Origin of the sequence: Leisingera aquimarina DSM 24565 (assembly GCF_000473165.1) — a bacterium.
Taxonomy (GTDB): domain Bacteria; phylum Pseudomonadota; class Alphaproteobacteria; order Rhodobacterales; family Rhodobacteraceae; genus Leisingera; species Leisingera aquimarina.
In genome coordinates, this window is the sequence record NZ_AXBE01000013.1 from 16,570 (window position 1) to 28,992 (window position 12,423).

General features: G+C 65.7%; 9 protein-coding genes. 3 read left to right on the top strand and 6 right to left on the bottom strand.

From position 1 onward, the window contains the following. Positions 1-15 precede the first annotated feature (15 nt). Positions 16-1,056, bottom strand: a complete 1,041-nt coding sequence (locus AQUI_RS0102430) for a glycosyltransferase (RefSeq protein WP_027256091.1) — start codon at positions 1,054-1,056, stop codon at positions 16-18. Positions 1,057-1,207: 151 nt separating this feature from the next. Between AQUI_RS0102430 and AQUI_RS0102435 the strand changes: the two genes are divergently transcribed. After that, entirely contained in the window at positions 1,208-2,209 is a 1,002-nt protein-coding gene (locus AQUI_RS0102435) for an NAD-dependent epimerase/dehydratase family protein (RefSeq protein ID WP_027256092.1), read from the top strand. 335 nt (positions 2,210-2,544) lie between these two features. Continuing rightward, positions 2,545-3,873, top strand: coding sequence for a UDP-glucose dehydrogenase family protein (locus tag AQUI_RS0102440; RefSeq protein ID WP_027256093.1), 1,329 nt, complete (start codon positions 2,545-2,547; stop codon positions 3,871-3,873). Positions 3,874-4,045: 172 nt separating this feature from the next. Here the strand turns inward: AQUI_RS0102440 and AQUI_RS0102445 are convergent, their stop codons facing one another. Further along, the gene (locus AQUI_RS0102445) at positions 4,046-5,218 is read right to left on the bottom strand and encodes a ParB/RepB/Spo0J family partition protein (protein ID WP_027256094.1); all 1,173 of its coding nucleotides are present in this window, start codon (positions 5,216-5,218) and stop codon (positions 4,046-4,048) included. A 65-nt stretch (positions 5,219-5,283) separates the two neighbouring features. Beyond that, the gene (locus AQUI_RS0102450) at positions 5,284-6,708 is read right to left on the bottom strand and encodes an AAA family ATPase (protein WP_027256095.1); all 1,425 of its coding nucleotides are present in this window, start codon (positions 6,706-6,708) and stop codon (positions 5,284-5,286) included. Positions 6,709-7,190: 482 nt separating this feature from the next. On the opposite strand from AQUI_RS0102450, the gene AQUI_RS0102455 reads away from it, so the two are divergent. Then, positions 7,191-8,210, top strand: a complete 1,020-nt coding sequence (locus AQUI_RS0102455; RefSeq protein ID WP_027256096.1) for a replication initiator protein A — start codon at positions 7,191-7,193, stop codon at positions 8,208-8,210. Positions 8,211-8,595: 385 nt separating this feature from the next. On the opposite strand, the gene AQUI_RS0102465 is transcribed toward AQUI_RS0102455, so the two are convergent. From AQUI_RS0102465 to AQUI_RS26970, 3 genes are all read right to left on the bottom strand, one after another. Beyond that, positions 8,596-8,814 carry a hypothetical protein gene (locus AQUI_RS0102465; RefSeq protein ID WP_027256097.1) on the bottom strand — a complete coding sequence of 73 codons (219 nt, stop codon included), beginning with the start codon at positions 8,812-8,814 and terminating at the stop codon, positions 8,596-8,598. A 327-nt stretch (positions 8,815-9,141) separates the two neighbouring features. Next, on the bottom strand, positions 9,142-10,560 hold the full coding sequence (locus AQUI_RS0102470; protein WP_035919664.1) for an HlyD family type I secretion periplasmic adaptor subunit: 1,419 nt from the start codon (positions 10,558-10,560) through the stop codon (positions 9,142-9,144). Continuing rightward, on the bottom strand, positions 10,557-12,350 hold the full coding sequence (locus AQUI_RS26970; protein WP_245596850.1) for a type I secretion system permease/ATPase: 1,794 nt from the start codon (positions 12,348-12,350) through the stop codon (positions 10,557-10,559). Before AQUI_RS26970 ends, AQUI_RS0102470 begins: the two co-directional genes overlap by 4 nt. Positions 12,351-12,423: the final 73 nt, after the last annotated feature.

Genomic DNA, 12,423 nt, shown 5'->3' on the forward strand with positions numbered 1-12,423 from the left:
AGACCAGGGCGAAGATCAGTCTTCGCCCGCCAGTTCCAGCACCCGGGCATGGGAGCGCCCGGTCCTGCCCCGCACCCCGTCCCAGGCTGCGTGGCGCAGCAGCCGCAGATAGGCGGCCCGCTGCCCCGTGCCATAGCGGCGCGCGGTCAGCCGCCATTTCAGCAGCACCACCAAAAGCAGCGGCCAGAACAGCGGGCCCGCCGCCCTGCGGTACATCATCAGCCCGTTGCGGTACGCGTAATAGACTTTCCACAACGGGCGGAACACCCGGTGCCGGTCATTCTGAAACGTCGAGCAGTCATGCTCGAACCGCAGCGCCGGGTCGAACAGGATCGTCTCACCGCGCCGCCGCAGCCCCAGCGTGTAAATCACATCGTCGCCGTACAGAAACAGCCCCGGATCCGGATAGCCGGCCGCTTCCACCATCCGCCGCGGCAGGAACAGCCCGACAAAGGAGGTAAGATCAATGGGCCGCGGCCCCGCGGCCTCATAATCGCTGTAGGGAATGTGATAGCCGTTGCGCGCTTTCAGCAGCGTGCGCAGAAAAACCGAGGGGTTCCAGAACGGGTTCACCGAGGGCCGGTTCATCTCGCAGATCTGCCCGTCGGGGAAATAGACCGCCGCCGCCAGCGCCGTGTCCAGCGGCCGGGGCCGGGCATGAAAGGCGGCAAAGGCGCCGGGTGCGGGGCAGGCATCATCATCCATCACCACCAGCCAATCCGCCGCGTGCTGCTCCATCGCCCGGCGCATGCCCATCTCAAAGCCGCCGGCACCGCCGCGGTTTTCAGTGCTGGTGCAGATATCCAGCCTGGGATCCTCCTGCGCTGCCAGCCACTCAGCAGTGCCGTCGGTGGAGGCATTGTCGGCCACCACCAGCGCTGCCAGCTCATGCGCGGGGCTGTCCAGCAGTCGCGCCACCGTCGCCTGCAGCTTGTCCAGCCGGTTGTGGGTCACCACCACCGCCACCAGCCGGCCCGCCCCCCGCTCAGCGCCCTGCCCGCTCCCGGCTCGCGCCGGTTCCGCTGCAACTGTGCCGATTGCCTGTGCTGTATTCACCGGGGGCTCCTTGCCTGTCTGATGGACTCTGAGGCCGCTGTAGCTGAGGCGGCATGTGCGGCCCCGAAAGCTCATAAATCCCCGCCGCTGTCAAATCCTTTAGGGCCGCAAAGCGTTTGACAGAACGGCAGGAAGCCGCCACCTAAGACCCATGCAAACAGCTCTCATCACCGGTTCGGCCGGCTTCATCGGATATCACCTGGCAGCGCGGCTGCTGGCGGCAGGCTGGCGGGTCATCGGGCTGGATTGCCTGTCACCCTATTACGACGTCGCCCTGAAGCAGCGCCGCCATGCGATGCTGGCGCAGACCCCGGGCTTCACGCCCGTCATCGGCAGGCTGGAAGACCCCGGCCGGCTGATGGGCCTGTTTGAGGACCACAAACCGGATGCGGTGATCCATCTGGCGGCCCAGGCCGGCGTGCGCCATTCCATTGACGCACCCCGCGACTACTTGGAGGCCAATCTGATCGGCGTTTTCGAACTCCTGGAAGCCGCCCGCGCCCATCCGCCCAAGCATCTTTTGATGGCTTCCACTTCCTCCGCTTACGGCGCCAACACCGAAATGCCGTTTGCCGAGCGTCAGCAGGCCGATCACCAGATGTCCTTTTATGCCGCCACCAAAAAGGCCAATGAATCGATGGCGCATTCCTATGCCCACCTTTACGGGCTGCCCACCACCATGTTCCGGTTTTTCACCGTCTACGGCCCCTGGGGCCGGCCCGACATGGCGCTGTTCAAATTCACCAAGGCGATGCTGGCAGGCCTGCCGATCGACGTCTACAACCACGGCCGCATGAGCCGCGACTTCACCTATATCGACGATCTGGTCACCGGCATCACCGGGCTGATCGATGCGGTGCCAGGCGCAGACCCGGTGTCGGAGCAGGACAGCCTCAGCCCGGTGGCGCCGTTCCGGGTGGTCAATATCGGCGCCAGCAAGCCGACCCCGCTGATGGACTACATCGCCGCTCTGGAGGATGCGCTGGGGCGCGAGGCGCAGAAAAACATGATGGAGATGCAGGCCGGCGATGTGCCCGCCACCTGGGCCGATACCACCCTTCTGAGCACGCTGACCGGCTATCAGCCCCAAGTCAGCGTTGCCGAGGGCGTCGCCCGCTTCGCCGCCTGGTACCGGGACTATTACCGCGCCTGATCACTGGAACGGGCAGTCTTCATCTTTCCAGAGGACTCCGCCCGTTCGAAAGCGAAACCATCCCCCGGACGGTTTCCAGGAAGCTTTCTCACCCCGCGCCGCAGGCCTCCGCCTTTCCGGGGAAAGGCGGAATTCAACATCCGCAAAAAGGTCAGCATGATTGACCAAATGTTTCGCGCGCGAAACATTTGGTCCGAACCGGACCTATCTTTCCCTCTTCGCGGCAGCTCCGGCAAAAAACCGGCTTGCGCCCTGTCCGGCGCGGTATATTCCTCTAAACTCATAACAACGGCTGCACCCAAGCGGCCGGCAGGGGATTGGGGAAAGGGCTTTCCATGCGTATTGCAATGATTGGCACCGGCTATGTCGGGTTGGTGTCCGGCGTTTGTTTTTCGGATTTCGGCCATGACGTGATCTGCGTCGACAAGGACGCGGGCAAGATCACCCGCCTGCAGGGCGGCGAAGTGCCGATCTATGAGCCGGGGCTGGACCAGCTGATGGAGAAGAACGTGGCCGCCGGGCGGCTCAGCTTCACCTCTGATCTGGCAGCGGCGGTGGCGGGCGCCGAGGCGGTGTTCATCGCCGTCGGCACCCCGACCCGGCGCGGCGACGGCCATGCCGATCTCACCTATGTGATGGCCGCCGCCGAAGAAATCGCCGCAGCTCTCACCGGCTATGCGGTGGTGGTGACCAAATCCACCGTGCCCGTGGGCACCAACCGGCAGGTGAAACAGGTGATCGCCAAGGCCAACCCGCAGGCGGAATTCGATGTTGCCTCCAACCCGGAATTCCTGCGCGAAGGCGCGGCGATCGAGGATTTCATGAAACCCGACCGGGTGGTGGTTGGCGTGCAGAACGACCGCGCCGCCGAGGTGATGGCAGAGATCTACCGCCCGCTCTATTTGCGTGACTACCCGGTCCTGTCCACCGATCTGGAAAGCGCCGAGATGATCAAATACGCCGCCAATGCGTTTCTGGCCGCCAAGATCACCTTCATCAACGAAGTGGCCGGCCTCTGCGAGCGGGTCGGGGCGGACGTCAAGGAAGTCTCCCGCGGCATCGGCTTTGACGGCCGCATCGGCAATAAGTTCCTGCATGCAGGGCCGGGTTACGGCGGCTCGTGCTTTCCCAAGGACACCGCGGCGCTGGCGCGGATCGGCCAGGACCATGGCTTTCCGATGCGCATCACCGAGACGGTGATGCGGGTCAATGACGAGGTGAAGGCACGGATGGTGGAGAAGCTGCGCGATGCCTGCGGCGGGTCTTTCAACGGCAAGACCGTGGCGGTGCTCGGCGTCACTTTCAAACCCAATACCGATGACATGCGCGATGCGCCCAGCCTGACCATTGTGCCGGCCCTGGTCGGCGGCGGCGCACGGGTGCGGGTGGTGGACCCGCAAGGAAAGGCCGAGGGCGAGGCGCTTTTGCCCGGCGTCAAATGGGAGGAGGACCCCTATAAGGCGGCGCAGAACGCCGATCTGGTGGTGCTGCTGACGGAATGGAACGAATTCCGTGCCCTGGATCTGAAGAAGCTGGCGCGCAAGATGGAGGTGCCGCGGATGGCCGACCTGCGCAATATTTACTCGCCCAAATCCGCCAAACAGGCAGGTTTCGAGAGCTATACAGCCGTGGGCCGGGGGCAGATGAACGGTGCCGCAAAATAGGTCCGAATCGGGCCAAATGTTTCGCGCGCGAAACATTTGGTCACCCGTGCTGACCTAAACAGACTCACCGGCACCGGCAGATATCAGAGACTAAAAAGGGCTTTTCCGAAGAAAAGCCCTGTGCCTGCGGCGCGAGCATTTTAGCAAAGAAGAAGATACTGGCAGGCTCTGATCAGAGCTTTTTCAGCCAGGCCTGCAGTTCCTCGACCAGAGCGGCATTGACGCCGGGGCCGCTGATCTCGATGCGTTGTTCGCTGGGGGTGTAGCCCAGTTTCACACCACCCGGGGCCGGCAGCGAGATCCGCTCGCCGGGCTGCGCAGCGTCCCAGTCATAGACATCGCGCACCCGCGGGCGGCTGACCAGCGGCGGCACCGGCGGCAGCTTGGGCGGCGGGGGCGCAGAGGAAGGTCCCGAGGAGGGGGTGGCGGCCACCGCCGGGGTGTCCTGAACCGGGGCAGGGGGAGTATCAGTGTCTAACTTGGGCAGAATGGCCGTATTGCCGTCTGCCAGCCGGGTCAGCACCGCTAGCTCCGCCTCGGGGCTGGAGCGGTTCGCAGCCTGCAGCGCCTGGGTGGCGCGCGCTGCGAAGCCCGCATCCGCCTCGATCTCGCGCACCAGGGCGAGGCCCAGCTTTTCGCTGATCGCGGTGGGGTAGAACAGCACCGCGTCCAGCGCCTCAACCAGGGTGACAAAGCTGCCGATCTTGGAGCGCTTGGTGCGGGTGGCATTGCCAAACAGCGCCTGCAGCGCGTATTTGCGGCGGGTGAAGACGCCCTCCTTGCAGGCGCGCACAGCGATGCGGGCGCGCTCATAATGGGAGAGGTTCACCCGGATCTCGTTTTCTTCGACCATCGCTACATAAGACGCTTCGGCGCTGTCTGGCTTGATCACCAGCGCCTTGAGTGTGGCGAATTGCGGGTCTGATGTTTCTTCATAGAGCCTGCGCAGGGCCGTCAGGCGGCGCCAGCCGGAGATCAGGCCGTGGGTGCGCCCGCCGAATGTATCTTCCAGCGGCACCACTTCCGCCGGGGTCTGCTGGCCGCGGGCCCGCAGCGATGCCATCAGCGCCTGCAGCTCTTCCTCGTCCTGTTCGATGCGGTCGCGCACCAGGTGGTTTTCGTCGATCCGCTCCAGCGGCAGCTCTTCGATCATCAGCCCCTTGGCACGGGCGTTTTCCAGCACCCCGGACAGCTCCTGCAGCGCGGCCTGGGCCGAAGCATCGGAAGCCACCTGCGCAATCGGGGCCGCCCCCACACTGGACGCAGTGCCAAGGGCGGGTTTGCCCGCAGGCGCCGCCGTCAGGTAACCGGTCTGCGCCGGGGAAAGCCGTTTGCGTTTTGCCATGTCCTGTCCTGACCTGTCTTCCTGTCTCCGGGCTGCTATCCTGCCGGAAATTCCTTGTTAGGGCCTTAGCCCGCCGCGCGCTGATCCTGCGCATCCTGCAACGCCTCGCGCCGCCAGACCCCGATCAAAAGCTTCTTGAAGGCGGCATAGGTTTCATCAAAGGTTTCGCGGCCGCGGGCATAGGTCTCGCGGTTGAAGTCGCGGTAGTCGGCCTCGTAGATGCCGCTCACCTGCTCGCCGGCCTGGCCGATCAGCGCGGTGTAATCCTGTTTATGGGGGCTGAGCACCCGGCCCATATAGGCCTGCATCAGCGCCGCCAGCTCGCCCTGCTGGGCGCTGTCGTAGCGGGTGATCACGGTGCGCACCGCATCCCATTCGAAACTGAGACCGGGCCGGCCCAGGGCGCGGGCAGCCAGGTTCTCGCCCTCCTCGATCGAGGCAAAAGTCGAATGCAGCATGTCAAAGAAGCGGCCTGTCGAGTCGAACTCCAGGAAAGACGCGCCCATCGGCACCAAGAGGATATCGGCCGCCGACAGCCCGTTGATGGTCAGGTAGCCAAGGGCGGGCGGCGTGTCGATGAAGATCACATCGTACTGGTCCAGCACCCCGTCCGCCTCCAGCCGTTCGGTCAGCGCATCCCACAGTTTCCAGGAGCGCGCTGCCATCCGCCAGACCGGAATCTGGAATTCCGCCCAATACAGATTGAGCTGGGCGCCGATCAGGTCGATGTTCGGCCAGTGGGTGTCCTGGATCACGTCCCTAGCCGTCATCTCCATCGCCGCATCCAGCGCTTCGTCCAGCGGCTGGGGGGCATCGCCGCGGTCCAGGCGGCGCTGGTTCTCCATGCGCAGATGCTCGCCGTAGTGGCGCGCCAGCAGCGGGAAGGCGGTCTGCCATTCATCCTCAACCCGGCCGCCGAAGATCGAGGTCATCGACCCCTGGCTGTCGAGATCAATCACCAGCACCTTGTAGCCGTCCAGCGCTGCCGACATCGCCAGATGCGCCGCGGTGGAGGTCTTGCCGACGCCGCCCTTGAAATTGGCGACAGCGACCATTTTTGCGGGCAGCCCGTCGGGGCGGTAGGGGATGTATTCCTTGGCCTTGGAGCCCTGGCTTCCGAAATGCGCCCGCAAGCGCAGCACCTCGTCCAGGGTGAACCACTTGGCGCCGCCTTCGGTTTCCGAGCGGCCCTGGGGCAGATCGGGGTTGGCCTTCAGCACCCGGCGGAAATGGGCCTGGGCGACCGGGATCAGATAGCGGGTGATTTCCCAGGTGGAGAACAGTCGCAGCTCTTTGCGCCCCTCCTCGTTCATGCCGCGGCTGGCCAGATCGGCGCGTCCCTGGGCGCAGGCGGCAGCGATCTCGGCAAAGCCTGCGGTGCTGGTAGGGGCATCGAGATCCGCCAGGGCGGCATCCGGATCGATGCTGAAATAGGGGGGCAGGCTGCTGCTTGCCCGGGGAAGGTCTTTCCTGTGGATATCTCGCGCCATGAGGATCTGCCTGCTGTGTGTGAGCCTTGCGGCCCTGCCCGTGTGGAATGCTGCTGTTTGCTGCCCTGCAGCCTGATGTGCTGTCTTTTTGACAGGATACCAGAAAACACCGCACATGGAAGAAGAATGCGCACCCCCACTGATTTTTCTAAGCAAATTCGACAGTTGCGGCAGGATCAGCGGCGGCTGTTCAGGGCGGTCAAAAAAATCTGCCCTGTTAATTATGAGTTATTTATTAGTTATAGGGAGGTGAGGCCTCGCGCAAAGCCCTTTTTTCATTGGCGATTGGGCAGTATTTTTCCGGGGCGGTGACTCTGAAACCCCGATCAAACGACTCCGAACCCCCGATAAAGCGATTCCGAACCCCCGTTGCCGCGGCTTGTGGATAACCCTAGGGTGAGCGTAATCAAAACCACGATAAAACAGGCCGCACAGGATTCGCAGAAATCCGGCGGCTGGCAGAGCAGATTACGGGCAGGCATATGGCGGCAGAGCTGACAGCGGGGGGGCACTCTCCGGACGGGCCCCTGGACGGGCAGGGGGATTTTTTCCTCTGCGACATCTTCGGGGCGATCCCCAAAAACGATCTGGCGTCGATGGAGCATCCGCTGTTCTCGCTTGGCACCCGGCCGGACCGGCGCATTCTGAACTACCAGCACAATGGCGCCGAGATCACCGTGACGCCCTCCGTCAAAGGGCTGGCGACGATCCACGATAAGGACATCCTGATCTTCTGCATCAGCCAGCTGATGGCGGCGCTGAATGCCGGCCGCCAGGTGAGCCGGACCTTGCATCTGAAAGCGCATGACCTCTTGCTGGCGACCAACCGGGAAACCTCCGGCGATGCCTACCGCCGCCTGCGCGAGGCGTTTGAGCGGCTGGCGGGCACCCGCATCACCACCAATATCGTCACCGGCGGCCAGGAGGTCACCACGGGGTTCGGGCTGATCGAGAAATGGGAAATCGTGCGCAAGGCGCGCGGCGGCAAGATGGTCAATGTGGCGGTGACGCTCAGCGACTGGCTGTACCGGGCGGTGCTGTCGAAATCGGTGCTGACGCTCAGCCGCGATTATTTCCGGCTGCGCAAACCGCTGGAGCGGCGGATCTATGAGCTGGCGCGCAAGCATTGCGGACGGCAGAACAGCTGGCAGGTCTCGGTGGAAACCCTCTTGAAGAAATCCGGCTCTGCCAGCCCCCGCCGGGTGTTCCGCAAGATGATCCGCGACATGATTGAGGCGCAGCCGCTGCCGGATTACGCGTTGGAGGAGCTGGAGGGCGATCTGATCCGCTTCTCCCAGAAGGGGGCGGTGACCGAGGCGGTGCTGAATGCGCCCAGCCTGAAGCCGCAGACGCTGGAGCAGGCCCGCGCGCTGATCCCCGGCGCCGACGCCTATGCGCTGGAGGCGGAGTGGCGCGCCATGTGGCTGCGCTCCGGCGCGCCGCGGCTCAGAGTGCCGGATGCGGCGTTTCTGGGCTGGGTCCGCAAACGCGCCGCGCAGTAGCCGCTGCCGCGCCCCGGAGCTGCCGGGGAATCCGGGTATTTGGAACCAGAAAGAAGCAGGCCGGCTTTGCTGCCCCTGCCGCTTCTTTCTGGTCTTCAATACCCGCGCCGCAGGCCTTCGCCTTTCCCTGGAAAGGCGGAATATGCCACCATCAGATAGGTCAGCATGATTGACCAAATGTTTCGCGCGCGAAACATTTGGTCCGGACCGGACCTATTTCCGGGAGGCGTGTTTGCAGGGGGGGCTTGCAGACTGTGCGGCAGGGCAAACCCCGGCTTCAGGCCTCAGCGGAGGGGGGAGGAGAGGCTGAAACCGGGGGAGCGGCAGGCCGGGCCCAACCGGGGGGAGGGCAGGTCCGGCCGGGACGGCGCATCAGCCGCGCGGATTATCCGAAGTAGGCCTGGGGGCTGTAACAGGGCAGCTGCGGGACGGCGGCTGCCAGGCGCTCGCGCTGTTCCAGCGCCCATTGGCTGGCGATGCAGCCCATCACGCCGGCCACCGGGTAGAGAATGGCCAGGACCAGCAGCGGCAGGCCCAGGAGGAAACCTGCGGCCACGGCTGCCAGGCTTGCGGTGACGCCGGTGAGGGTGCTGATCAGGGTCATGGGCGTGTCTCCTTGCAGTGTGTCCGGGGCAGTGTGTCCGGGGGCGGTCTGTGTTTGCGTTGACCCTTTTCTAGCATGGGGGGAGCCGGTTGCCGGCTGCACCAAAGGATAGGCGCGGGGTGCGGAGGGGTATCCCCGGCCTGCCATGGGTCAGGGCATCTGCCCCCTGGGGGAGGGCAGCAGAGCGCGGCGCCGGGAATTGGGGCAGGAAGAAACGGGGCAGGCGGTCAAATCAGCAGGCCCGCCTCAGCCTGGCGGCTGAAGCGGGCCGGGACAGGCTGCGGTCCTCCCCCCGGGGCCGCTGCCTTCCGTCCTTGCGGCGCGCCCCTAGCCGCTGCCTTCCTTCAAGGCCTGCGACATGCTGGAGAGCACCGGGCTGATCAGGTAGTCGGCCAGCGTCTGGCGGCCGGTTTCGATCATCGCCTGGGCCGGCATGCCGGGCAGGGCCTTCACATTGGGCAGCGCCGCCAGATCCGCGTCCTTGATGCGGATATGCACCGGGTAGTAGGATTCGCCGGTGGCCCGGTCGGTGCTGCTGCCCGCCGCCACCATCACCACCTCGCCGCTCACCGGCGGCGTGCTGCGGAAGCTGTAGGCGGTCAATTGCACCCGCGCCTGGCTGCCCATCGAGACCTCGTCGATATCCGCGACCGCAACCCGTGTTTCCACCAGAAGGCCGGCATCCTCGGGCATCAGCTCCAGAATGGTCTGGCCGGGATCGACCACCTGGCCCAGGGTGTTGATGGAAAGCCCCACCACCCGGCCGCCGCGCGGCGCGCGGATGATCTGGCGCTCGGCCACGTCCCTTGCGGCGTCGAGGCGCTGGCGCAGGTCCAGCAGCTGCTCCTGCACGTCCTGGCTTTGCGCTGCCAGCCGCGCCGCCCGGTCGCGCCCGGCCTGCAGCCGCCGCTCTTCGGTCTCGCCGATCCGTTCCAGCACATTGCCGCGGTCGCTTTCCAGCGCGCCAAGCGTGCCCAGAAGGCCGCTTTGCTGCATCTGCCGCTGGCCGATGCGGGTTTTCGGCACCAGGCCTTTTTCAAACAGCGCGGTCAGATCGGCCAGCTCACCCTGCACCAGCGCCAGCTGCTCTTCGGTGGCGCGGATGCGGGCATCGCGGCCCCCCAGCTGATCCTCCAGCTGGCTGACGCGGCCCTCCAGGATGTCCATCTGGCCCTGATAGAGCGCCCGGTTGGAGATGAGCAGATCCTGCTGCAGCGCCACCAGCTGCGCCAGTTCGGGCGTCTGGGCGGTGAGCCGGGCCAGCTCCGGCCCCGGCTGCAGCACATCGCTGCCTGCGCGTTCCGCCTGCAGCCGCGCCTGCTGCGCCAAGATGCTGGCCAGCTGGCCGTTCAGGATCGCCAGCTGCGCCCGGATGCGGCGGCCGTCAAGCCGGGCCACCACCTGGCCCTTGGCCACCCGGGTGCCCTCGGCCACATTCAGTTCGCGCAGGATTCCGCCCTCCAGATGCTGCACCGCCAGCCGGTCGCCGGCCACGTTGAAGGCGCCGGAGGCCACCACCGCGCTGGTCAGCTCTGCCTTGGCGGCCCAGACCACCAGCCCGCCGAACAGCCCGAAGCCGCAGACCACCATCCACAGCACCAGCCGCCGCACCCGTGTCGGCGGGCGCTGCGGCAGCGGCACATCCTGGCTGCTGCCGGCCGGCATCAGGTCGCGGAAACCGCTTTTGGCGGCGGCACTGCCGGGTTGCGGCGCCGGGCTGCGGTCTTCATGCTCCACCAGGCTCATGCGCTTGCTCCTTCATTCCGGGGGCCATTCCGGGGGCCGTCTGCCCCCTTTTCCGGGCTGTCCTCCGCGTTGCGGTGGCGGAAGGGCGCGATCTTGGGGTCGTCCTGGGCCTGGGCGGCCTGGGCGCGGGCGAGCGGCTGGGCGGCCGCCTCGATCACATGGCGGGCCTCGCCGAAGCGGGCGATGCGGCCCTCTTGCAGCAGCGCCGCGTGGCTGACCCGGCGCAACAGGCTGAGCCGGTGGGTCACCGCCACCACTGCGGCGCCGCGGGCGCAGGCGTCCTCGATGGCGGCGGCCAGCGCCTCTTCGCCCTCGGGGTCGAGATTGGCATTGGGCTCATCCAGCACGATCAGCTTGCGGTCGCCGAAAAAGGCGCGCGCCAGGCCGATGCGCTGGCGCTGGCCTGCGGAGAGGAACTCGCCGCGCGGGCCGACCTCGGCGTTGTAGCCGCCGGGCAGGGACAGGATCATCTCATGCACCTGCGCCAGCTTGGCCGCCGCCACCACATCCGAGGGCTTGGCGTCCGGGTCCATCAAGGCGATGTTTTCCGCCACCGAACCCTGGAACAGCTCGACCCGCTGCGGCAGGAAGCCGATATGCTGGCCGATCTGCGCCGGGTCCCAATCGGTGAGCGCGGCATCGTCGATGCGGATATGGCCGCGCACCAAGGGCTGCAGCCCGGCCAGCGCATGCGCCAATGTGGTCTTGCCGGCACCCGAGGGGCCGATCAGCCCCAGCGACTGGCCCGGCTTCAGCTCCAGCGTGATGTCCAAGAGCAGCGGATCGGGCCGCCCCGGCAGCACCACGGTGGCGTTTTCCACCGCCAGCCGGCCTTCGGGTTCGGGCAGGGTCAGCCGTTCGGGCGCGGCGCCCAGATGGGCGAGGAACATGTTCAGCCGCGCTTGCGCGCTGCGCGCCTTCAGAAAGCCGCGCCAGCCGGCAATCGACTGTTCCACCGGCGCCGCGGCGCGGCCCAAGAGGATCGAGGAGGCAATCATCAGCCCCGGTGTCAGCTGGTTGTTGATCACCAGCACCACGCCGGTGCCCAAGACTGCGATCTGCAGCCCCATGCGCACCGCCTTGGCCAGCGAGGTCATCAGCGCCATCCGGTCGGTGGCCAATGTGTTGAACACCAGCGCCGAGAATGCCTTCAGCTGCCAGCGCTTGATCAGCGGCGCGGTCTTGCCCATGGCATGGATGAGGCCGGCATTGGCCATCATCTCGCCCACCGCGGCATTGGTCTCGGCGGCCTGCTTGCCGGCCTCCTCCAAGGGTTTGCGGGCCATCATCTCGCTGAGCAGGCCCAGGGTGAACAGCAGCGCGATGCCGATCAGCGCCACCAGGCCCAGGATGGGGCTGAACATGAAGATCAGAGCCAGGAAAATCACCGACCAGGGCGCATCCAAGAGCGCCAGGAACACCGGGCTGGTGACAAAGCCGCGCAGCTCCTGGATGTCGCGGACCGGTTCCGCCTGCCGCAGCGCAGCCGGCATCCGGCCGCTGATCATGCCGTCCAGCACCAGCGGGCTGAGCCGTGCCTCAAGCCGGGATCCAAGCCGCGCCACCAGGCGCTGGCGGATCATGTCGAACAGAAAAAAGAACACCAGCGCAATGGCTGCGCCGGTGGTCAGAGCAATCAAAGTTGGAATGCTGCCCGAGGCCATGACCCGGGCAAACAGTTGCAGCATGTAGAGCGGCGCTGTCAGGACAAGGAGGTTTACAAAAATGCTTGCCGTGAAAATGGCGGCAAGCACGCCCCGCTGACCATCAAATACCCGTCTTATCTTCATTGTCGTAGCCCCCCGGCTGCACGAATTGAAGCTATAAAATCTGGAGAACAGCGCCCTGGTCCAAGGATGCAAT

What these genes read in the sequence shown, in the direction of transcription:
- AQUI_RS26970 (WP_245596850.1), bottom strand. Translation starts at nt 12,350, where the DNA reads ATGAAGATAAGACGGGTATTTGATGGTCAGCGGGGCGTGCTTGCCGCC.
- AQUI_RS0102440 (WP_027256093.1), top strand. Translation starts at nt 2,545, where the DNA reads ATGCGTATTGCAATGATTGGCACCGGCTATGTCGGGTTGGTGTCCGGC.
- AQUI_RS0102455 (WP_027256096.1), top strand. Translation starts at nt 7,191, where the DNA reads ATGGCGGCAGAGCTGACAGCGGGGGGGCACTCTCCGGACGGGCCCCTG.
- AQUI_RS0102470 (WP_035919664.1), bottom strand. Translation starts at nt 10,560, where the DNA reads ATGAGCCTGGTGGAGCATGAAGACCGCAGCCCGGCGCCGCAACCCGGC.
- AQUI_RS0102435 (WP_027256092.1), top strand. Translation starts at nt 1,208, where the DNA reads ATGCAAACAGCTCTCATCACCGGTTCGGCCGGCTTCATCGGATATCAC.
- AQUI_RS0102445 (WP_027256094.1), bottom strand. Translation starts at nt 5,218, where the DNA reads ATGGCAAAACGCAAACGGCTTTCCCCGGCGCAGACCGGTTACCTGACG.
- AQUI_RS0102450 (WP_027256095.1), bottom strand. Translation starts at nt 6,708, where the DNA reads ATGGCGCGAGATATCCACAGGAAAGACCTTCCCCGGGCAAGCAGCAGC.
- AQUI_RS0102465 (WP_027256097.1), bottom strand. Translation starts at nt 8,814, where the DNA reads ATGACCCTGATCAGCACCCTCACCGGCGTCACCGCAAGCCTGGCAGCC.